The 19,838-nt window shown below is 58.5% G+C and carries 21 protein-coding genes; 10 read left to right on the top strand and 11 right to left on the bottom strand.

All coding sequences use genetic code 11. The annotated features are described in order from the left end of the window. Positions 1 to 8 precede the first annotated feature (8 nt). The 5 genes from sS8_RS20365 (at position 9) to sS8_RS20345 (ending at position 3,111) form a co-directional block, all read left to right on the top strand. Entirely contained in the window at positions 9 to 647 is a 639-nt protein-coding gene (locus sS8_RS20365) for a 2-hydroxychromene-2-carboxylate isomerase (RefSeq protein WP_170161190.1), read from the top strand. Beyond that, positions 610 to 1,128, top strand: a complete 519-nt coding sequence (locus sS8_RS20360) for a GNAT family N-acetyltransferase (protein ID WP_197716587.1) — start codon at positions 610 to 612, stop codon at positions 1,126 to 1,128. The genes sS8_RS20365 and sS8_RS20360 overlap by 38 nt, the downstream gene beginning before the upstream one ends. Before the next feature lie 6 nt (positions 1,129 to 1,134). Next, positions 1,135 to 1,599, top strand: coding sequence for an AraC family transcriptional regulator (locus tag sS8_RS20355; RefSeq protein WP_119631365.1), 465 nt, complete (start codon positions 1,135 to 1,137; stop codon positions 1,597 to 1,599). 112 nt (positions 1,600 to 1,711) lie between these two features. Further along, positions 1,712 to 1,909, top strand: coding sequence for a hypothetical protein (locus sS8_RS20350; RefSeq protein WP_170161189.1), 198 nt, complete (start codon positions 1,712 to 1,714; stop codon positions 1,907 to 1,909). A 206-nt stretch (positions 1,910 to 2,115) separates the two neighbouring features. Next, complete coding sequence (locus sS8_RS20345) at positions 2,116 to 3,111, top strand: OmpA family protein (protein WP_119631363.1); 996 nt, start codon at positions 2,116 to 2,118, stop codon at positions 3,109 to 3,111. Between the two features lie 565 nt (positions 3,112 to 3,676). Here the strand turns inward: sS8_RS20345 and sS8_RS20335 are convergent. From sS8_RS20335 to radC, 4 genes are all read right to left on the bottom strand, one after another. Continuing rightward, positions 3,677 to 4,225, bottom strand: a complete 549-nt coding sequence (locus tag sS8_RS20335) for a hypothetical protein (protein ID WP_119631361.1) — start codon at positions 4,223 to 4,225, stop codon at positions 3,677 to 3,679. A 272-nt stretch (positions 4,226 to 4,497) separates the two neighbouring features. Further along, positions 4,498 to 6,294 carry a serine/threonine protein kinase gene (locus sS8_RS20330; protein ID WP_119631360.1) on the bottom strand — a complete coding sequence of 599 codons (1,797 nt, stop codon included), beginning with the start codon at positions 6,292 to 6,294 and terminating at the stop codon, positions 4,498 to 4,500. Between the two features lie 994 nt (positions 6,295 to 7,288). Continuing rightward, positions 7,289 to 7,966: a class I SAM-dependent methyltransferase gene (locus sS8_RS20325; RefSeq protein WP_119632915.1), complete on the bottom strand. Its 678-nt coding sequence runs from the start codon at positions 7,964 to 7,966 to the stop codon at positions 7,289 to 7,291. Positions 7,967 to 8,001: 35 nt separating this feature from the next. After that, the gene (gene radC / locus sS8_RS20320; RefSeq protein ID WP_119631359.1) at positions 8,002 to 8,676 is read right to left on the bottom strand and encodes a RadC family protein; all 675 of its coding nucleotides are present in this window, start codon (positions 8,674 to 8,676) and stop codon (positions 8,002 to 8,004) included. Between the two features lie 75 nt (positions 8,677 to 8,751). Here radC and coaBC point away from each other — a divergent pair, with 75 nt between their 5' ends. The 3 genes from coaBC to argB are packed head-to-tail and all read left to right on the top strand — an operon-like array spanning position 8,752 to position 11,400. Continuing rightward, positions 8,752 to 10,008: a bifunctional phosphopantothenoylcysteine decarboxylase/phosphopantothenate--cysteine ligase CoaBC gene (coaBC, locus tag sS8_RS20315; protein ID WP_119631358.1), complete on the top strand. Its 1,257-nt coding sequence runs from the start codon at positions 8,752 to 8,754 to the stop codon at positions 10,006 to 10,008. Then, positions 9,977 to 10,432, top strand: a complete 456-nt coding sequence (gene dut, locus sS8_RS20310) for a dUTP diphosphatase (RefSeq protein WP_119631357.1) — start codon at positions 9,977 to 9,979, stop codon at positions 10,430 to 10,432. The genes coaBC and dut overlap by 32 nt, the downstream gene beginning before the upstream one ends. Positions 10,433 to 10,491: 59 nt before the next feature. Beyond that, positions 10,492 to 11,400: an acetylglutamate kinase gene (gene argB, locus sS8_RS20305; RefSeq protein ID WP_119631356.1), complete on the top strand. Its 909-nt coding sequence runs from the start codon at positions 10,492 to 10,494 to the stop codon at positions 11,398 to 11,400. A gap of 279 nt (positions 11,401 to 11,679) precedes the next feature. On the opposite strand, the gene sS8_RS20300 is transcribed toward argB, so the two are convergent. From sS8_RS20300 to sS8_RS20290, 3 genes are all read right to left on the bottom strand, one after another. Then, positions 11,680 to 12,693, bottom strand: coding sequence for a DUF4124 domain-containing protein (locus tag sS8_RS20300; RefSeq protein WP_119631355.1), 1,014 nt, complete (start codon positions 12,691 to 12,693; stop codon positions 11,680 to 11,682). After that, the gene (gene pyrE, locus sS8_RS20295; protein ID WP_119632914.1) at positions 12,690 to 13,331 is read right to left on the bottom strand and encodes an orotate phosphoribosyltransferase; all 642 of its coding nucleotides are present in this window, start codon (positions 13,329 to 13,331) and stop codon (positions 12,690 to 12,692) included. The genes sS8_RS20300 and pyrE overlap by 4 nt, the downstream gene beginning before the upstream one ends. 156 nt (positions 13,332 to 13,487) lie before the next feature. Then, positions 13,488 to 14,474, bottom strand: coding sequence for an AAA family ATPase (locus tag sS8_RS20290; RefSeq protein WP_119632913.1), 987 nt, complete (start codon positions 14,472 to 14,474; stop codon positions 13,488 to 13,490). Positions 14,475 to 14,607: 133 nt separating this feature from the next. On the opposite strand from sS8_RS20290, the gene sS8_RS20285 reads away from it, so the two are divergent. After that, the gene (locus sS8_RS20285; RefSeq protein WP_145986629.1) at positions 14,608 to 15,381 is read left to right on the top strand and encodes a hypothetical protein; all 774 of its coding nucleotides are present in this window, start codon (positions 14,608 to 14,610) and stop codon (positions 15,379 to 15,381) included. Positions 15,382 to 15,534: 153 nt separating this feature from the next. On the opposite strand, the gene purD is transcribed toward sS8_RS20285, so the two are convergent. From purD to sS8_RS20265, 4 genes are all read right to left on the bottom strand, one after another. Next, on the bottom strand, positions 15,535 to 16,812 hold the full coding sequence (purD, locus tag sS8_RS20280) for a phosphoribosylamine--glycine ligase (protein WP_119631353.1): 1,278 nt from the start codon (positions 16,810 to 16,812) through the stop codon (positions 15,535 to 15,537). Positions 16,813 to 16,816: 4 nt separating this feature from the next. Continuing rightward, positions 16,817 to 17,476 (bottom strand): MarC family protein, encoded by a 660-nt coding sequence (locus sS8_RS20275; RefSeq protein WP_119631352.1) that lies wholly within the window; start codon positions 17,474 to 17,476, stop codon positions 16,817 to 16,819. Then, positions 17,476 to 17,985 (bottom strand): hypothetical protein, encoded by a 510-nt coding sequence (locus tag sS8_RS20270; RefSeq protein WP_119631351.1) that lies wholly within the window; start codon positions 17,983 to 17,985, stop codon positions 17,476 to 17,478. The genes sS8_RS20275 and sS8_RS20270 overlap by 1 nt, the downstream gene beginning before the upstream one ends. 327 nt (positions 17,986 to 18,312) lie before the next feature. Further along, positions 18,313 to 18,765, bottom strand: a complete 453-nt coding sequence (locus sS8_RS20265) for a glutaredoxin domain-containing protein (protein ID WP_119631350.1) — start codon at positions 18,763 to 18,765, stop codon at positions 18,313 to 18,315. A gap of 321 nt (positions 18,766 to 19,086) precedes the next feature. On the opposite strand from sS8_RS20265, the gene sS8_RS20260 reads away from it, so the two are divergent. Further along, positions 19,087 to 19,794, top strand: a complete 708-nt coding sequence (locus sS8_RS20260; protein WP_170161188.1) for a CHRD domain-containing protein — start codon at positions 19,087 to 19,089, stop codon at positions 19,792 to 19,794. Positions 19,795 to 19,838 lie beyond the last annotated feature (44 nt).

The following is a 19,838-nucleotide window of genomic DNA, read 5'->3' as shown; positions in this document are numbered from 1 at the left end:
GTGCGTGCATGAACCCTCTGAGTTTCTACTTCAGTTTTCGCAGCCCTTATGCCTGGCTGGCCTTCTACCGGTTGAGTAAGATCTCGGATCGGCTCCCGGTATCCATCGAATACATCCCTTTATTCCCGCCCAAGCTGTCGCCCGGCGATCCGGTCGCCTCCCGGCAAAAAACGGCTTACGTGGCCGAGGACGTCGCGCGATTTGCCAAGGCTTACGGGCTGCAATTACAGTGGCCGAAACCGTTCGACACCGACTGGAAGCGGCCCCACGCCGGTTTCTTGTATGCCCTCGATCGGGGCCGAGCCGTGGAGTTCGGGCTCGCGGCATTCAGCGCGCGCTTTTCGCGGGGAGAAAACCTCGGCGACGATGAAACCCTCGCCGGGGTAGCGGAACACTGCGGGCTGGAACCGGATGCCGTCATCCGAAGCGCCGACGATCACGCGCTGCAGCGGCGCGTGCTGAAAGGCGTCGTTCGCGGCCAGCGGGAAGGATTGTTCGGAGTGCCCTTCTTCGTCCACGGTCCGCGCCGTTACTGGGGCAACGACCGTCTCGAGTGGCTGCTGCGCGACATCGCCATCGACTCGGGACGGGAAGTCCCCGATTTGAAAGATGATCTATTTGCGCGTGTGTTCTCGTTCGATGAATGAACCGATCGAATTCGACACAGAACATCTCCGGCTTCGCCAATGGCGTGCCGCCGACCGGGAGCCGTTTGCACAACTGAATGCCGACCCGCGGGTGATGGCGTACTTCCCTTCTCCGCGCGACCCGCAACTGTGCCGGGAGCGTGACCGGTGCCGCGACCTTTGCCTGTCCCTCAATGCTACCCGCGAGGACCAGAAGCAGGAGAGGCGGCGTCTGCTTGCCGAGCTGTTTGAAAAGGAGACGGATGCCTGGATTCAGCCGCCCTTTTTCTGCGACTACGGCACGAATATAGTCCTGGGTGCTAATATTTTCTTCAACTTCAATTGCGTGGTGCTCGACGTCGCGCCGGTGACCATCGGCAGCAATGTGCTCTTTGGCCCCGCGTTGCAGATCTGCACGGCAACCCATCCAACGCAATCGTCCGGCGCCATGAGAAAAAACCCGGGAGCATCTCGAGTTTATGGGTCAAACAAGGGGGGCTAATACAGTATGGATGTCCGGATCGTCACATTTCCGGAAACCAAGGTCGCCGTGATCGAGCATCACGGGTTACCGGCGCTCGAATATGAGACAGTGCGAAAGTTGATCGCTTGGAAGCTCGATAACCAATTGCTGGACCAGATGAAATACCGTAGCTACGGACTTCACTATACTGATCCATTCAGCACACCGCCTGCTGAACATCATGTCGACTTCTGCCTGTCCGTCGAAGAAGACGTCGCGCCAAATCCTTACGGCATCACGACAAGGATGATTCCAAGCTTGCGATGCGCTCGCGCGCGTGACGTCGGGTCCCGCTCCAATAATCAGGCTGCCGCTTACCTCTACAAAACCTGGCTGCCTCGAAGCGGCGAAACGCATGGGGATTTTCCCATGATTTTTCACTACGTTAACGTGGGACCGAACGTACGAGAAGCGGAGATGATTACGGATGTCTATCTACCATTGAAGTGATGGTCCAAGAGTTCACAACACGTGCGCAGCCCACCCGTCATTCCGCCGGGGGGCAAACATGGTAGTGTTTCAGGGCGTATTATTTCTGTTTTTTGGTGTGGGCTTAATCGTCATGGATTGGCGTTCTCTCAAGACCGGTTGGCTGCCATGCGGCTCCAACGGTTTGAAAGGCCGCCTGGAGTTTACGAGAGCCGGACAGCCGTTGGGGTATTGGGTGATGTTTGCCTTGTATGGTATCGGCGGAGCGTGGCTGGTTATTTATTCACTGCGCTTGCTGGCAGGGCACGCCGAGCCACTGCCCTTGAGATAATGCGTCCGCGATGAGCCTATCCCCGAAGATTCCAAATCCTTCCGTTCGGCTCAGGGCGAACGGCTTGCGGCGATAGGTACTTGGCCGAACGATCACTATCCGAATGAATAATGCTTTCGACCGGACGCGGTACGGTGCCAGCCAGGTTGTCGCCGGATTCCCGAGTTCGAGATACCTGAATAACTAAAAAAACATGAGGTGAACTTATGAGAGTGCCATTGGGGATTTCGTTTTTGTTTTTGGCATCGGCGGCCTTTTTTTCCGGAACCGTGCAAGCGGGGAAAGCCGACCCGTCCGGTTCTGCCGACCATGCCCTGATCGGGCGTTACGAGGGTTCGGTCATTACCTCCTACGAAACGAAAGCCTATGAAGAATTGAAGCTGCCGTTCAAAGCACTGGAGCGCGGCCAAAAGGACAAGCCCGAGGCCTGGCAGATCGACGTGTCCGGAAAGCTCACCTCGATCCGGTATGAAGGCCCCGCGGATCGGTCGATCCTCGAAGTCATGCGCAACTACGAGGCGGCTTTGAACGCGAAAGGATTCACGATTCGTTTCTTCTGCAAAGGCGCGAAAGAGTGCGCGCCCGCCGGTTCTACCGCCACTTTCTGGGAGGCCGGGAACGGGCAGATCGGCATGCCGACAACCTGGAACACCACCGTCTATCTGCTGGCGGAGCGGGATGCGCCGGAAGGCCGGGTGACGGTCGGGATGCTCGGGGTCGAGACCAAGGCGACCAAATCCCGGCCTTTGACACCACATGTCGCCGTGACGGTCGTCGAATCAAAACCGATGGAGACCGACAAGATCACCGTGGTCAAGGCCAGCGAAATGCAGCAGGCGCTGGAGCGCGACGGGCGGATCGCGATCTACGGCATCTACTTCGATTTCGACAAGGCGGCGATCAAACCGGAATCGGAGCCGCAGATCGCGCAATTGGCGGCACTTCTCAAGGAAAACCCCAAGTTAAAAGTCCTCATTGTCGGGCACACGGACGGCAAGGGCGCGTTCGACTACAACCTGTCGCTTTCTCAACGACGAGCCCAGGCCGTGGCGGACACGCTGGTGTCGGCCCATGGCATCGCTCGCAACCGCCTGACGCCCGCGGGCGCCGGCATGATCGCACCGGTCGCGTCGAACAAAACGGAAGAAGGACGCGCGAAAAACCGGCGCGTCGAGATCGTCGAACACTATTCCGGCGGTTGATGGCAAAGAAGGCTGCCGGACGGAATCGATATCTCGCGCACTAGCGCACTCGGCTATTGCACCGAATGACACCGGAATCGGGGAAGTCGGCGGGGATCGGTTGATCCCGCGGTTTGGCAAGCCTCCTGCCATCGATCAGGACAGGTTTCGATTTCCCCGCTGGTTAGCGGGGAAATCGTCCGGGAAACCGTGTCATTGCTCGATCCTGCACCTCCCACTTCCCATCATCGCCAGACAATTGCGACCGGAATTCGAGAACCGGATCGGCGAAGCCGGTGCCAAGACGCAGTTCGAGGGGATATCGGCGCAATTGCTTCAGCGTTGCACATACATACTGTGCGTAAAGGCCCATTCGAATCGCCCTCACCCCAACCCTCTCCAAAGGGAGAGGGAGAGAAAGCCGTTGCCGCTCTACTTTCTTGCTATTGGCAATCAACGGCGATGGTTTTGCCGTAGCGATTCAAGTAGAACCGGCCTTGCCGCGCCGTATGCCTAAGCATGCGGTCAGAGTCGTGGATCAAGGTGACTCGGCCCAAAAACGGCGGGCGATTCGCAATGGAAATCGTCACTGGACGATTTCAAATTCGGTTGCCTTCATAAACCTAATCTTACGCTTGTTCTTCGCACGACCAACAAACTCCGTCTTCAACGAATAATTCCCCGGTTTGGCACTCGGCGGCACTTCTATCCGTGCCTTGACGCTCCATCGTCCGGGTTTGAGATCGAATGGCTGGGGCTCGCTGTGAATCAGTTTGCCCTTGAAAAATATCTTCCGGTAGAGCTTGCCTGACACCCATTGGGATGGACTCTGGGCACAGACCGTGTAAACGAAGTCGTGGATAAAACTCTGTCCCAGCACCACGGCCGGCGGATCAATCTGCTGGTCCTCGATAAATGCGAGCGGACGTCGTTTGGTCTTGGCGCATTGTTTTTCGGTCAACACGGCGTCAGATGAATCGATCAGGCTCTCTCCGACGACATCTTTTGCCGGTTCCTGCTCGACCACCGGTTCGGCCACCGGCTCCTTCGGCGGGTCCGTATAACATGCCGCAAGCAGAAGACTGGATAACATCCAAAGTATGGCAGGGAAGCGCTTTATCTTTTTCATCTTCATCTTTATGGTTCGGACTTCAGAATGAGGTTAGGGAAGCTCTGATTAAGTCTCCAATTCCGAGAAGCGAACTGAGCCGCTGATTGATCCAACATGCCCTCACCCAACCTAATCACTCCGCACATTCCCTGTGCGGAGCCGCAAGCGGCGCTCGCGCGTGCAAATCGGCAGTTCTGCCGATTTGTCCCAGAGGGAGAGGGCTTATTCAGATCTTCCTTGGATAGATCCAAAATTTCTATGGCAATCTCCGTTATTAATCCTTAGCGACCCGATTATCACTCGGTGACGATCGCCCAACCGCCATTTACATTGTTTGAACGCGACGGCTTGGAGCGTGGTCGAGGCTTGACTTTCTTTCGCTCTTTTTTCGCGACGGGCTTGGATACGCGTACGGGATCGGTGGGCTTGGTCTCGCTGGCAACCGCAATCGGCTTGGTTGGCGGAGTTTCTTCCTCGGGACGGGCGATCGGGACAGTCGGTTCAAGGGGCTTTTGTTCACCCCCATCGGCAGCCGGTGGAATGACCGTATCAGTGTCGTTCGTAGCCTCCACGGGCGGAAATACGAGCGGTTTGTCCGGCAGTGCGGGTTCCCGGTTCGGTATCTCCGGCAACGACATCAAGGAAGTTGTTTCAATAGGGGGAAACGAGTCCGCGGATGCGCTCGGTACTGGATCCGGCGTTGCCCAGAATATACTGTTTGCCCAAAAGACTATCGCGGCAACCGGTAGAACCAAGAGCAGCACGAGGCCTACGCGAGGTTCAAAATTAAGGAATCTCTGATTAAGTCTCCAATTCTGAGAAGCGGCCGGCGCAACCGATTGATCTAACGGCCCCTCACTCAACTCCCTCCCAGAAGGAGCGGGCTTATTCAGAGCTTGCTCAAATGATTTTGGAGCATAAGGCTCGATCGGCGCGGTGATATCCGGACTCGGTTCGCTTTGCGGCTCCGCCACGTCTTCCGACGGCGCAGAAAAGCCCTTGACGCTGGCTTCATTGACGACGGTCTTGTTGTGGCCGGGCCTGGGAATAATGACCTTCGGATAGCGGCTTTCCATGATTACGGTTTTGTCGTCGTCCATTAGAGCCTTTTCATCGCGTGCTGCATCGGCTCCTGTCTGCACATCACTGCCCCCGCCAGCATCCACTTCCGCTTTGGCAGCGTCATCATCGCGCGCTGCTGCTTTTATGGCCTTCATCAAATCCAGAACGGGCGGCAATGTGTCAAACGTCATACTATGGACGCTGCCCGAGGTGGCTTCCTTCAGAATGGCCTCCAATTCCGACCGAAATTTCCCTGCGCTTTCAAACCGCTCCTGGGCAGATCTCGCGAGCGCACGTAAAACGGCGGCCTCCAGGCGCGACGGGATATCCGGCACGAATGCCCGGAGCGGTTTCGGATCTGCCTCCACCTTCGCACGAATCAACTCGTAATCGGTCTTGCCATCGAAAGGTGGATGTCCGGTCAGCATCTCGTAAAGCACGGCGCCGACCGCATAGATATCGGCGAGATGATCGATGTCTTCGCCCTGAATCTGTTCCGGGGACATGTATTTCAGCGTGCCGATCATGTTCCCGACCTGGGTCAGGTCGCCCGATTCGCGCATGCGGGCGATGCCGAAGTCCATGAGCTTGACGATACCGGTTTGGGTCAGAATCAGGTTCGCCGGTTTGATGTCACGGTGGACGACCTTCAGAATGTGGGCGTGCTCGAGCCCTGCCAGTGCTTGACAGATCAGAGGGCAGGCGGTTTGCCACGGAATCGGGCTGCACCGCTTGATGAGGCGATCGAGTGTCTCGCCGCGCACGAATTCCAGCACCATAAAGTACTGGTCGCCATCTCGAAACAATTGGTGAAGCGTGACAATGTGGGGATGGTTCAGGCGGGCCAAGGCAACGGCTTCGGTGTGGAAACGCTTGACCAGGTCCGGCATGTGCGTCAGCTCAGGTCGCAGCAATTTCAGGGCCACCTGCCTCTCCAGCATGACATCTATGCCGCGGAAGACGGTACCCATGCCGCCCTCGCCGACCTTTTCGAGGATTTTGTAGCCGCCGATCACAGAATTTATTTCCATAGTGTTTTCGCCACTCAACAATCTCTTAACTAAAGGTGATAAATGGACGCCAGAAAAAGGCAGCGCCCTCTTTTCCGGTTTGGTCGCTCTGTATGCTTCGTCCGCCAAACTCTACGAAGAACCGAGCCCATCTCCCGCCTTCGATCTCTTCAGTGTTCTCCACGCCCGTAGCCTCGGCCATCTCGTTCAAAGCGCCCGCAGTCGGAGCCGCCACCGGCGAACGGGGCTTTCCTTGCCATTCATTGCGCACAAAAATTCGCCCGCAGGAAGATTTCCCGCAAATTGAACGGGCTCGCGCTTCTTTTCCAATCAACTAAAGCATAGCCTTGATCCGTTGAGTTGAACGCCCGGCGTCAATTCGCACTCATCCGCAACTCGGAAAAACGGCATGCGTAGAAGACGCAACTTTCTTTTGGTTTCCTAGATGAGGCGTGATTTTCAAATCCAGTCCAACAAAAGGTGAAAGTTTAGTAAGTAATGCGAGCTATTAGAATGTGACGCAGATCGCATTTATGTCAGTCCAGGCTGAAATGTTTGTAGGCTTAAGATTACACAAATCTCGAGAACAAAATTTTGATCATTGCCTAGTAATTCTTAATCTTTCGTCCTCGTTTGTGCAGCAGTTGCTTGCCAAGCCCTCACTTTTCTTGGAAGCCTCTGTTTTTCGGTGGATGGGTCGGGTCCGGGCGAGACCAAGGTCGAAGGCTCGTTCCGCACGCTGCCGGAGCTTCAGGCGGCAGGCAGGTGCCAAATGGGGGATGGGCTGTTCGAGAAGGAGGGGTAAAGCCGCTCGCGGCGCCTTTAAAGAGGAGACAGGGATCCGGTTCGGAACGGTTCACAATGTTATCGGTACCCGCCTGCCGTTTAGGAAACGCGAAGCAAGCGGATTTCAGTCATGCCCTCCGGCTAGATCAGAAAAGCGTTCAACCCGCTCGCCCGATCTATCTGCTTCCGTTCATCCCGAGCCGATCGAGGGATTCGATCGAAACGTCCCTCAGGTATGCCCGGAAGACAGCCGGCCCCTCACGACGAGATGGCGGTCGCTGACGACATCGCAAATAAAGCTCTCGAGTCCGGCAGCTGCCAGCTGCGCGCGGATTTCATCCGCCCGGTAGGCCGCACGCAGGGAGTTGGAGAAATCCCGTCGCAGGACTTCCGGCGCATCTGCCGCGTATTGCCGGACCAGCTCCGCCAACCGCAGTTCGCTTTCGGGACGCAACAAATCCATGACGAAAACCGGTGCACCGGATTTTCCCCAACGCTTTACGGACGTCCATAACACCATGGGATCGGCCAGGTGATGGAGCAGCGAATTCGAGATCACCGCATCGTAAGACGTCAGCGGCAAGCTTGCGTCCGGGAGATAGCCCTTGATCAGACGGACACGCTCCTCCAATCCGGCCGAGCGAACGGCTTTGCGGCCGAACTCGAGCATGGCCTCGGCGCCGTCCACGCCGTCGATCCGGCAATTGGGAAAGGCTCGGGCGAAGCGCACGGTCACGTCGGCCGAACCGCAGCCCAGATCCAGTACCGCTCCGGTTAGCGCCCCGTCCGGAAATGCAGTGTGAACCAGGGAGACGAAATGATCATGCGGTTCGGAAAAATCGGCCTCGGCATAGGCGCGTGCCTGGTCCTCCTCATCCATCAATTCCGGTTCGGGCATACGCTGCATGTTTGGCTCCGTTGAATGGTTCGATTGGCCGGCCACTATATCAACCCGTGCTCGGCGAAAGAATACGCCTCGCCGTCACCGACGATGAAATGATCGAGCACGCGAATGTCGATGAGCGACAAGGCTTGCTTCAGCCTTTGGGTAATATGTCTGTCCGCCTCGCTGGGTTCGGCGATGCCCGATGGATGGTTGTGGGCGAATATCACGGCCGCGGCATTGAAGGACAAAGCCTTTTTCACCACTTCCCGGGGATAGACGCTGGCTCCGTCGATAGTCCCGCGGAACAATTCTTCGAATTCTATGATCCGATGCTGATTGTCGAGAAAAAGAGCCGCGAACACCTCGTGAGGATAGCCCCGCAAGCGAGCAGAGAGATAGCGTCGGGTCAGATCGGGACTGGTCAGCGCGCTTCCCCGTCTGAGGGTCTCCTTGAGATGTCGTCGGGCCATTTCCAGCACGGCCTGGAGCAGCGCATATTTGGCGGTGCCGAGTCCGCGGCTGCGGCTGAAGCGTTCGAAGTCGCTTTCCAGCAAGGCCCTCAGCGAGCCGAATTCGCTCAGCAGTTCGCGCGCTAGGTCGACTGCAGTTTTTCCTTTGACGCCCGTGCGCAGAAAAATCGCCAGCAGCTCCGCGTCCGACAACGCCAAAGGTCCTTTCCGAAGCAGCTTTTCCCGCGGTCTTTCGTCATCGGGCCAATCCGTGATGGGCATGACTCCCCCGTCCCAGTAGAATGTTTCAAACCGACTTGCAGCAAAGCATAGAAGGCGCAACGCAAACTTGCCATAATGCGCCGCCTCAACCTTTATCGAAACCAGCCAGCATTGACCAATCTCACCGGCAAACACATCGTTTTGGGCGTTACCGGCGGTATCGCCGCTTATAAAGCCGCCGAATTGACCAGACTTCTGCGCAACGCCGGCGCCTCGGTACGGGTCGCGATGACCCGGGCGGCAACGGCTTTCGTCTCCCCGCTGACGTTTCAGGCGCTTTCGGCCAATCCGGTGCATACCGAGCTGCTCGATACCGGCGAAGAGTCGGCCATGGGCCATATCAGCCTGGCCCGCTGGGCGGATCTGGTGCTGATCGCTCCGGCCACGGCCGATTTCATCGCGAGGCTCCGGATAGGGCTGGGGGACGATCTCCTGTCGACCGTATGCCTCGCGACCCGCGCTCCCCTCGCCGTCGCGCCCGCCATGAACCAGGCCATGTGGGACAACCCGGCGACCCGGGACAACATCCGCTGCCTGTCCGACCGTGGCGTTCGAATAATCGGGCCGGCGGAAGGGGACCAGGCCTGCGGCGAAGTCGGCATGGGCCGGCTGCTGGAGCCGCAACGGATCTGCGCCGAACTCGACAGCCTGTTCGGCACTGGCGTTCTGGCCGGGTTGTCCGTGCTGATCAGCGCGGGCCCCACCCGCGAACCCATAGATCCGGTGCGCTACATCAGCAACCGGAGCTCCGGAAAGATGGGCTATGCACTGGCCGAGGCCGCCGCCCGGGCGGGCGCGAAGGTCAGCCTGGTTACCGGACCGACGGCACTGAAGGTCCCGAACGTTCAGGAGCTTTCCCGGGTCGAAACCGCCGAGGACATGTACCACTGTGTCATGAGCAAGGTTTCTTCAGCCAACATCTATATCGGAGCCGCCGCGGTGGCCGACTATTGCCCGGAGACCGCCGCCAACCGGAAAATCAAGAAAAACCGGCCGGAAATGGTTCTGACGCTGCGCAAGACCCGGGACATACTCAGCGCCGTCAGCGGCTCGGCGGAACGCCCGTTCACCGTGGGCTTCGCCGCCGAAACCGATCAGCTCGAAGACTATGCCCGGCAAAAGCTGGCCGCCAAATCGCTGGACCTGGTGGCGGCCAACTGGGTCGGCCGCGGCCAAGGCGGCTTCGAAAACGACGACAACGCACTCTTCGTCTGCTGGAACGGCGGCCATACCTATTTGCCGTTGGCGTCGAAAACAGCCCTTGCCGAACAACTCATACGCCTCATTGCCGAACGCTATCATGCGCAAAATTCAGCTCAAAATTCTCGATAAACGCCTCGGAACCGAATTTCCGCTGCCCGATTACGCCACCTCCGGCGCAGCCGGGCTGGATCTCAGGGCCTGTCTCGACCAGCCGGTTCGGATCGAACCGGGGGAATCCAGGCTGATTCCGACCGGTCTCGCCATCCACATCGGAGATCCGGACCTTGCCGCCATCCTGTTGCCGCGCTCGGGGCTGGGCCACAAGCACGGCATCGTGCTCGGCAATCTGGTCGGTCTGATCGATTCCGACTATCAGGGCCAGGTTTTCGTCTCCTGTTGGAACCGTGGAACCGAAGCTTTCGAAATCCGGGTCGGCGACCGCATTGCCCAGATGGTGTTCGTGCCGGTCGTGCAAGTGGAATTCGAGCAGGTCGAAGACTTCGAAGCCAGCCGGAGAGGCTCGGGAGGCTTCGGACATACGGGGCATCAATAGAATCAAACATCGGCGGGACTACGCCAGGACGGCTTTGCCCTACTCTTCTGGAGTCATCCGTGAAAAAACAAGAGTCGATCGAAAACAACTCCGCAACCCATATCGCCCACGTCCTCATCGAAGCGCTGCCCTATATCCGGCGCTTCAAAGGCAAGACGGTAGTCGTCAAGTACGGCGGCAACGCCATGACCGAGGAACGGCTCAAGAACAGTTTCGCGCGCGATATCGTGCTGCTGAAGCTGGTCGGCTTCAATCCGGTCATCGTTCACGGCGGCGGGCCCCAGATCGGCAATCTCTTGCAGCGCCTGGGCAAGACCAGCGAATTCGTGCAGGGCATGCGGGTGACCGATGCCGAAACCATGGACGTGGTCGAGATGGTGCTCGGTGGCCTGGTCAACAAGGAGATCGTCAACCTGATCAACCGCCATGGCGGCTCGGCGGTCGGCTTGAGCGGGAAGGACGGCGACCTGGTACGAGCCCGCAAGATCGTGGTCAAGCAACGCTCACCCGAAACCGATGAGCCCGAAATCATCGACCTGGGCCATGTCGGCGAGGTCGAGAGCATCGACCCTTCCGTGGTGGACATGCTGGTACAGGGGGATTTCATCCCGATCATCGCGCCGATCGGCGTCGGGGCCGACGGTTTTTCCTACAACATCAATGCGGATTTGGTGGCGGGCAAGATGGCGGAAGTCTTGAAAGCGGAAAAGCTGATACTTCTGACCAACACCAAGGGCATTCTGGATAAGGAGGGAAATTTATTGACCGGACTTTCCTTATCCGAAGTGGAAGACTTGATCGCCGACGGCACCATTACCGAAGGCATGATCCCCAAGGTGCGCTGCGCCATGGATGCCCTCAAAGGCGGCGTTTCCAGCATTCACATCATCGACGGGCGAATCGAGCATGCCGTGCTGCTGGAGCTTTTCACCGACCAGGGCATCGGCACGCTCCTGATGCGGCGCTGAAGGAACGACCTTTTCAAACCTTGGAGCGTTTTCATCCCGCTCACACGGCATTATTCCATTCGGCATTCGAGTGAACATTCATCGTAGGATGGATAGAGCGAAGCGAAACCCATCGATAATGGATAGGTCGCGGGGCGGGTTACGGTCTTGCGGCCAACCCGCCTACAGCCTTCGTAGGTCGGCAATCCTTTGCCGACGAAGACGCTCGGCCGGACCGTGACGTCGGCAAAGGATTGCCGACCTACTCGCGAGCGTCCGCAGGGTAGATATAAAAATGCGCTAGCCGGGGCTATCCAAGCCAGCCTCGACGTAGGGCTTGAACCCCGCGCGAACCCGGCGAACCCCCGGGCTCCCACACAACGCTTCGCCGACCGACGACGGCCGGCATTTCATATCGAGAAAAAGGATGTTCCCTGTTTTGCGGGCGATGCGGGTAACGATTATCATGAACTCCCGCTCGTTCCGGGGAGTCGCGGTTTGCAGAATCTTGTCGTTATCGATGGAAAGCGGCGCATGGGTCTGCTCGAGAAGATAGGCTCGTGCCTGATTCCAGGCCTTGTCGCACATGTCCTTGTCTGAACAGGCAACGGCGCTGACAATGATGTCGCCGGTATCGGACTTGTCCACGACATTCTGCGATTCCAGCCAGGTCTGGTGCAATGCCGCTCCCCCGTGTGGTTCGTTCATGACCTTGAAGCGGGCGATATCCTTGGCAAAACTCTCGGAAATTGCGGTTTTTTCAGCCTCGATGCGCTTTATTTTGTCTTCATACTGGGCAACCTGCCGCCGCATCGTCTCGATCGTATCGCTCAGTTTCTTCGAAACCGCCCGTCCTTTTTTTTCCAGATCGGCCGCGCGCTTTTCCTGCACGCTCAACAATTCCAGCTGACGCTGCTGATTGGCCCGGGTGACCTTGATCATGGAATCCAGCATGTTCAATTTTCCTTGTAAAGCCAGATTCAGCTCCTCTTCACTATGGTAGGTCTTGAGCAAGGCCAGGTCCCGATCCTTTTGCTCGACCAAAATTCGCTCCTGTTCGAGACGAAGCTGTTTGAGCCGGTCTTCTCTTTCGATCATCTCGGTCGACTTGGCTCCGTCGAGCACCGCCACTTCACGCGCCTCGGAATCGAGCTTCGAGCGGCGGTGCTTGACCTGGTCCGGCGGAACCCGATCGGAGTAGTGCACCGCGCCTTTTTCGTCGACCCAGCGGTAAGTCGCGGCTTGGCCGTCCGTTCCGTAAACGGCGACGGCAAAAGCAATCCAGGCAAGACGGAAAGCATTGAAGTACGTCATGACACGCCGAACCGGGATTGGTATTCACGAATGGCTTCGACCTCCGCGCGCCGATTCATGGTTTCCAGATACCGGAGGATATCGTGCAGAGTGATGATGGAATAAACCGGCAGTTGGAATTGATTGGCCACTTCCTGCACCGCGGAAAGCTCGCCCTGTCCCTTTTCCTGCCGGTCCAAGGTGATCAGCACCCCGCCGGGAACGGCACCGGCGGCCCGAATGATTTCGACCGACTCCCTCACCGAGGTGCCCGCCGTGATGACATCGTCGACCACCAGCACCGAACCGGTCAGCGGCGCACCCACGAGCAGCCCTCCCTCGCCGTGATCCTTGGCCTCCTTGCGGTTGAAGGCGAACGGGACTTCTTCCCCCGTTTCCCGGGCCAGAGCCATTGCGGCGGCACAGACCAAGGGAATGCCTTTGTAGGCGGGGCCATACAGCACGTCGGCCTTGATGCCCCGGTACAACATCGTCCGGGCATAAAATCCGCCGAGCTTGGCCAGGCGCGCACCGCTATCGAAAAGGCCGGTATTGAAAAAATACGGACTGCGCCGGCCGGATTTCAGGATAAAGTCGCCGAAGCGCAGGACGCCGCACTGAAGTGTGTATTCGATAAATTCCGCTTGAAAGGGCTGCATGTCGGCCTGGGTCTCTGTCATTTCGTCTCGGAAAGGAAAGCCGGCGGCAAGCAACGATGGCGATTCCGCACCGTTTCGCCGATATCGGCTCGAAAGCGCCGTAGTTCTTCTAATTCAAATTTAGCACATCGACGCAGAACGGCTGGAACTTCCGCACTAAGGCACGGCAACCCGGCGAAGCAGCTCCCGGATGATGCGGTCCGTCGACACGCCTTCCGCTTCGGCCTCATAGCTCAAGATCAAGCGGTGGCGGAGTACGTCGGGCGCGACGGACTGGATATCCTCGGGAATCACGTAATCGCGTCCCGCCAGCCATGCCCGGGCACGGGCACACCGATCCAGGGCGATGCTGGCGCGGGGACTCGCGCCGTATTGCAGCCAGCGTTCGAGTTCCTGACCGTAAGCGCCGGGATTGCGGGTACTCAACACCAGTTGCAGCAGGTACTCTTCGAGGGTATCCGCCATATAAAGGTCGAGCACCTCTTGCCGCGCCGTAAACAAGGTTTGCTGGCTGACCGACTTGAACGCCGTCTCCACCCCGACGCTCCCCCGCCGGGCCTCTTCCCGCACCAGGCGTAAAATCGCGCGCTCGTACTGAGCTTCGGGATAGCCGATCCGGATATACAGCATGAAGCGGTCCAGTTGCGCTTCCGGCAGCGGATAGGTGCCTTCCTGTTCGATCGGATTCTGCGTCGCCATCACCATGAACAGATCAGGCAGCTTGTAGGTGACGCGGCCTACCGTAATCTGGCGTTCCGCCATCGCTTCGAGTAGAGAGGACTGCACCTTGGCCGGAGACCGGTTGATCTCGTCCGCGAGTACCAGATTATGGAACAAGGGTCCCGGTTGAAAATGGAAGGTACCGTCCTGGGGACGGTAGATTTCGGTGCCGGTGAGGTCGGCGGGAAGCAGGTCCGGGGTGAATTGAATACGGTGAAAATCGCCCTCGACGGCCCGGCTCAGAACATTGATCGCGCGGGTTTTGGCGAGGCCGGGCGCGCCTTCCACGAGAATGTGCCCATCCGCGAGCAAAGCAATCAACATCCGTTCGATCAGGGTATCCTGGCCGATCACCTGGGCCGCCGCAAACTGGAAGAGCCGTTGTACGTCCTGCTGAGCCGGCGTTAAAGTCCTTTCGGACATTTCGTTCTCTTGATACATGAGCAACGTCTATCCCTCTTGAGTAGGTCGATTCGTGGGCGCTTCAAAACGATGCATTATAATTGAAGTGATCCTGCCGCGACTTGCGGATTGCCCAAACCGGGCCGCTCAGAAAATGAACCACGCGCCGACAATTCGAATTTTCGTCCCTACCGTCCGAACCGCGCTATGGCTGATGTGCGCCTTGCTGGTCTCGTGCACGCGCTATGAGAGCCGCATTCCGCCGGTTCCCCTTCCCTCGTCGAACAGCGATCACGTCGACGTCGACGGCACACGCCTGGCAGCGGAGGCATATGCCGATCCGGACCGGGCCGAACAAGCATTCGGATTCGATATCCGCGGAGCCGGACTGCTTCCGGTCCGCCTGGTCATTGACAACCAAAGCGCGAGCGTCGTCAAGGTCAATCCTCAACAAACGTTTCTGATCGACGGCGATGCCCAAGCCTGGCCCCTGCTGACCGGCGAGCAGGCCCATAACCGCGTGGCGAGCGCCGTGCAATCGGGAACCCTGGCCGCCAATTCGGTACAAGGCGCCTTGTGGGGCGGCGGCGCCGGTGCGCTGACCTCGTTCGCGATCGGGCTGATTCTGGAAGGTGGGCTCGGCGAGGGATTCAGCAATCGGCTGTCCGAGCACGCCGCCTTGGGCGCGGGCGTCGGAGCAATCTTCGGCGGCGGACAGGATAACCCGGACCTGGAAGACCGAATACGCCGCGATTTAATCGCACACTCGCTCCGCAATCAACGCTTGCAGCCGGGAGAACTGGCTTACGGCTATCTGTTTTTTCCGGGAAAAGACGAAGCCCGCAGCGCCAAAACCCTGCGCATCGGGCTCGAACTGGACGGCTATCCGCAGCTCGTAAACCTGCCGCTCAGACAGGCGCGGCGCTAGGAACATGCCATGAAGGTGTGCGGAACGCGAGTGCAGCGCGTAGGCCGGGAATCCTTTGCCGACGGCATGCTCGGGCCGACCGTGGTAGGTCGCGAAGCCCCTTATGCGGAATGAGCGAGATGAAAGCGCTCTTGCCGGCATGCCCGTGCCCGCTCAGCGGCCTATGGCGCGGTAGCCGATGTCGGTGCGGTAGTACATGTTTTTCCAGCGGATTTCGCGAACCTGTCGGTAAGCCTTTTGCTGAGCTTCCGACACGTTGTCGCCCAGGGCGCACACGCAAAGAACCCGCCCTCCCGCCGTGACGACCCTGCCGGCGGATTGCGCCGTGCCCGCATGGAAGACCTTGGTGTCCGCATTCGGCCGCTCCGGCAGTCCTTCGATTTCGTCGCCCTTGGCGTAATCGAACGGATAGCCGCCCGCCGCCAACACGACACCCAGCGCCGCCCGCTCGTCCCATTCCGCGCTCACCCGGCTCAAGCGTCCTTCCAGCGCGGCCAGGCACAGGCCGACCAGATCGCTCTTGAGCCGCATCATGATCGGCTGGGTTTCGGGGTCTCCGAAACGGCAATTGAACTCGAGCACCTTGGGCGCGCCGTCCGGTGCGATCATCACGCCGGCATAGAGAAAGCCCGAATACGGAATGCCGTCCGCCGCCATGCCGCGCAGCGTGGGCTCGATCACCTCCTTCATGATGCGGGCGTGAACTTCCGGCGTCACCACCGGAGCGGGCGAATATGCTCCCATGCCGCCGGTATTGGGACCTTTGTCTCCGTCATCCCGCGCCTTATGATCCTGGGACGTGGCCATCGGCAGAACGTCGAGTCCGTCGGCCATGACGATGAAGCTCGCTTCCTCGCCACGCAGGAATTCCTCGATCACGACTCGATGGCCGGCCGAGCCGAAGGCATTGCCCGACAACATATCGGTCACCGCGCCGATCGCCTCCGCTTCCGACTGAGCGATGACCACGCCCTTGCCCGCGGCCAAACCGTCGGCCTTGATCACAATCGGCACACCCTTCTGGCGGATATGGGCGACCGCGTCATCGACCGCCGTGAACGTGCGGTATTCGGCGGTCGGGATTCCGTGGCGAGCCAGAAAATCCTTGCAGAATGCCTTCGAACCCTCGAGCTGCGAGGCAAGCCGGGTCGGACCGAAACAATTGAGCCCGGCTGCGCGGAACCGGTCCACGATGCCGGCTACCAACGGAGCTTCGGGACCCACGATGGTAAGATCGATGACCTGCTCCTTTGCAAAGGCCAACAAGGCCGGAATATCTTCGGCGGGGATGGGCCGATTCTCCACTTTCGGCTCGGCATTCGTTCCGGCATTGCCCGGTGTGACGAAAATCTTTTCCACTCCGGGAGACTGCGCCGCTTTCCACGCTAAAGCGTGCTCCCGTCCGCCGCCGCCGACTATCAGTACTTTCATGGTCTTATCGCAGTTGATTTAAAGGATGGGTCAAAGATTGGTAAAAGCCCGCGATGCCGTTGAGAACGAACTGCGCAGCAAGCGCCGCGAGCACGATGCCCAGCACTCGGGTCATGATGTGCACCTTGCTTTCGCCGAGATACCCCGTGATCACTTCGCCGAGGTACAACAGCAGCCAGGTGAACAGATAAATCGCGGCGATGACGCCGGCCAGCATGCCTAAGCGACGAACATCGGTACCGGCCCTATTGGCGAGCAACAGAACGGCGGTAATGGTACCGGGTCCGGAAAGCAGCGGGATGGCGAGCGGAAAAATCGCGATATCTTCGCCTGCCGCGCGTCTTTCCTCGACCTTGGGTGCCTGTAGGCCTGCGCGCTGTCCGAACAGCATCGGCATCGCCGTCACGAAAAGGAGAATGCCGCCGCTGATCGCAAATGCATGCACGGTTACCCCGAGGTACATCAGCACATATTTGCCGGCGAGCAGAAAAAACACGGTTACGCCGAAAGCGATGAGCAATGCGCGGCTCAAGGTCTTGCGCCGCTCGTTCTTTTCCAGCCCGCGGGTCAAGGCGATGAAGATCGGTAGCATTCCGGGCGGATCGACGACCACGGCCAGCGTCAGAAAAGCCGTCAGCCCGAATTGCAGCAAGCCTTCTTCCATCAACCGTTCGGCCGGGGCCGGATGGCGATCAGGAATCGAATTCCGCCGCTCCCGCAGATGACATATCGCACTTTCAGATGATTCCCCGTCGCAAACAGTGCCGGCAGTTCGGCCTTTCTATCTTCCGGCACGCCGTCAACATCCAGATAATACTTGCTCGTCACACCTTTTTCGTCGGTCAGCAGCACGCCTTTCTCATAAGCCTCGAAAATATCTTTTCCGCCCATTTCCTTGACGACGACGTCATGAGCGTCTTTCTCGAGCTCGCAGCCCGGTCCGCCCTGCCCCGCGACGGTGATCTCGGCTGCCGGGGGAGCCTCGATCCGCGGTTCCGGGGCAGGAGGCACCCGGCCGGGCTCCGGCGGAACCGGTTGAACAGTGCCTTCGCCCGGCGGTTTTCTACCGATGAAAAACAGCACGACCACGATCAGGATGACCAGAGCGATAGCTATCGCGAACGCCCAGCGGGCCAATTTAATCTTTAAAACTTTTTGCTTTTCCGGCTGCATGTCTCGTCCTTTCCAGAAGTCGAATTACAGTGCGTAAAGAAAGTAAAGTCCTATTCGAATCGCCCTCACCCCAACCCAATCACGTCGCACATTTCCTGTGCGGAGCATCAAGCGGCGTTCACGCGTGCCAATCGGCGCCGCCACGCTACGCTGTCCCGCTTCGCTTGCAAGTCCGGGGCAGCCCATCCCTGATAGTAACTTTTGGATTCCGAAAACGCCGACTGTGATCGCCTCGAGCAAGCGCAAACAAAAAATATGCCGGGATTGGTCCGGGCGGACGGCCATCCTTATTCGGTACGCTGACGGATAGGACGGCGGATTCGAAACTTAGATCCCGGCACGGTCCAGCATCGCTTTGAGCTTACCCGCGGAAAAACCGGTCATTTTTTCCTTTCCGACCAAAATCACAGGCACGCCCCTCGCACCCAGCTTGTCGAACCGGCTCCTGGCGGACCGAGATTTCTCGATGTCGAATTCGTCGAACGCAATCCCTTGACTTGCCATATACGATTTGGCCTTCCGGCACACGCCGCACCATTCCGTGGTGAAGATCGTCACTTTTCGAGACGCCGCGGCTTCCCCGATCGGCGCAAGCTCTGCCTCACCCGCGTAAGACCCGGTCTCGACGACTTCCACCTTGGTATTGATTCCGCCTTCCGAACGACTGTCGGTATACGTGACCCTTCCGTCGGGACCCGTCAATTTGTATACCTCAGCCTCGCCTACGGTACCGAAAGCAACGGCAAACAACAGAACCGCCACGGACAAACCTCTTTTCATAACCCCTCCGAGAACATGTGCCGCGAGCACGACCAAACCAGCAAGCAGGAGCAACTATAGCGCATAGGCCACGCGCGTTCACAACTTCGGGCCTTTCGACATGTGGCCATTCCGGGCCTACTCCGCGGTTCGACAGGGACCGAGCCGGGTTCGAGCCAACCGGAACATCTCTGGAAAAGTTTCGGTCTCAGATCAAAGTCCTATCCGAAATGAAGCCATAGCACATTCCATCGGGCGAGAAACGCTTCGAAATCGCCGGTAATTCGAGACATGCGATCTCGCCTCGTTTTCCGGAGGACAGAAGCGACAAGGAGGTTAAATGTGAACCGTCGCGCTTTATCGATCCTGCTGGGTTTAAGCTTGTCCGCCGGCACGGCTCACGGAGACGAAGCGAACGCGCTATCGTTTCAATTCGGCGCCGATCTCGGCTTTTCCGGGGAAAGTCCGCCTCTGGAGGACGGCTCGATGTGGAGTCAGGCACGTTTCGCTTTCGATCAGGACGAAACCGTGATGGAATTCGTTTTAAACCTTGCCAACGGAGAGAATGTTACCGGAGCCCGGCTGCATTGCGGTCCGATGGGGACTTTCGGCCCGGTAATCGTTCCGCTTTTCCAATTTGCTCAAGGCAGCTGGAACGGCTCCCTGCAGGTGCAGGCAACGATTACGGGAGCCCAGATCATTCAAGGCGTAGACTGCTTTTCCACGACCGCCAGGGCCATCACCACCGTTCCGGATTTGGCAGCCGGCATGAGCGACGGCACGATTTTCGTGAGCATCACCACGGCCTCGTTCCCGGAAGGCGAAATTTGGGGCTGGGTACAGACGGTTTCAAACATTTCCACCTTGCTGGTATTTCCGGATATAGTCGATGCCCCCGTCGGCGTGTCTCTGGGAACCGCAAGAGAATCGGGCACCGTCATGAGAATCGTCACCGAACCCTCCGTAACGGTCACCCCAATCCCTTCAGGGTTCAATCCTCCCTTGAGAGACAGGTCGCCCCGATTGCCGTCCAGACTCAACCCGCCGTAGAGGAAATGCCCTGACTGAGCTTTGCACTCGTTCAAAAACAATCA

The sequence above is a fragment of the Methylocaldum marinum genome, assembly GCF_003584645.1.
Taxonomy (GTDB): domain Bacteria; phylum Pseudomonadota; class Gammaproteobacteria; order Methylococcales; family Methylococcaceae; genus Methylocaldum; species Methylocaldum marinum.
The sequence above is the reverse complement of the archived record's forward strand: the minus strand, read 5'-3'. Positions and strand labels throughout refer to the sequence as shown.

What these genes read in the sequence shown, in the direction of transcription:
- dut (WP_119631357.1), top strand. Translation starts at nt 9,977, where the DNA reads ATGCGCAAAATTCAGCTCAAAATTCTCGATAAACGCCTCGGAACCGAA.
- sS8_RS20330 (WP_119631360.1), bottom strand. Translation starts at nt 6,294, where the DNA reads ATGGAAATAAATTCTGTGATCGGCGGCTACAAAATCCTCGAAAAGGTC.
- radC (WP_119631359.1), bottom strand. Translation starts at nt 8,676, where the DNA reads ATGCCCATCACGGATTGGCCCGATGACGAAAGACCGCGGGAAAAGCTG.
- sS8_RS20335 (WP_119631361.1), bottom strand. Translation starts at nt 4,225, where the DNA reads ATGAAGATGAAAAAGATAAAGCGCTTCCCTGCCATACTTTGGATGTTA.
- sS8_RS20365 (WP_170161190.1), top strand. Translation starts at nt 9, where the DNA reads ATGAACCCTCTGAGTTTCTACTTCAGTTTTCGCAGCCCTTATGCCTGG.
- sS8_RS20325 (WP_119632915.1), bottom strand. Translation starts at nt 7,966, where the DNA reads ATGCAGCGTATGCCCGAACCGGAATTGATGGATGAGGAGGACCAGGCA.
- coaBC (WP_119631358.1), top strand. Translation starts at nt 8,752, where the DNA reads ATGCGCCGCCTCAACCTTTATCGAAACCAGCCAGCATTGACCAATCTC.
- sS8_RS20275 (WP_119631352.1), bottom strand. Translation starts at nt 17,476, where the DNA reads ATGGAAGAAGGCTTGCTGCAATTCGGGCTGACGGCTTTTCTGACGCTG.
- sS8_RS20290 (WP_119632913.1), bottom strand. Translation starts at nt 14,474, where the DNA reads ATGTCCGAAAGGACTTTAACGCCGGCTCAGCAGGACGTACAACGGCTC.
- sS8_RS20285 (WP_145986629.1), top strand. Translation starts at nt 14,608, where the DNA reads ATGAACCACGCGCCGACAATTCGAATTTTCGTCCCTACCGTCCGAACC.
- sS8_RS20345 (WP_119631363.1), top strand. Translation starts at nt 2,116, where the DNA reads ATGAGAGTGCCATTGGGGATTTCGTTTTTGTTTTTGGCATCGGCGGCC.
- sS8_RS20355 (WP_119631365.1), top strand. Translation starts at nt 1,135, where the DNA reads ATGGATGTCCGGATCGTCACATTTCCGGAAACCAAGGTCGCCGTGATC.
- sS8_RS20270 (WP_119631351.1), bottom strand. Translation starts at nt 17,985, where the DNA reads ATGCAGCCGGAAAAGCAAAAAGTTTTAAAGATTAAATTGGCCCGCTGG.
- sS8_RS20350 (WP_170161189.1), top strand. Translation starts at nt 1,712, where the DNA reads ATGGATTGGCGTTCTCTCAAGACCGGTTGGCTGCCATGCGGCTCCAAC.
- sS8_RS20360 (WP_197716587.1), top strand. Translation starts at nt 610, where the DNA reads ATGATCTATTTGCGCGTGTGTTCTCGTTCGATGAATGAACCGATCGAA.
- sS8_RS20265 (WP_119631350.1), bottom strand. Translation starts at nt 18,765, where the DNA reads ATGAAAAGAGGTTTGTCCGTGGCGGTTCTGTTGTTTGCCGTTGCTTTC.
- sS8_RS20300 (WP_119631355.1), bottom strand. Translation starts at nt 12,693, where the DNA reads ATGACGTACTTCAATGCTTTCCGTCTTGCCTGGATTGCTTTTGCCGTC.
- purD (WP_119631353.1), bottom strand. Translation starts at nt 16,812, where the DNA reads ATGAAAGTACTGATAGTCGGCGGCGGCGGACGGGAGCACGCTTTAGCG.
- pyrE (WP_119632914.1), bottom strand. Translation starts at nt 13,331, where the DNA reads ATGCAGCCCTTTCAAGCGGAATTTATCGAATACACACTTCAGTGCGGC.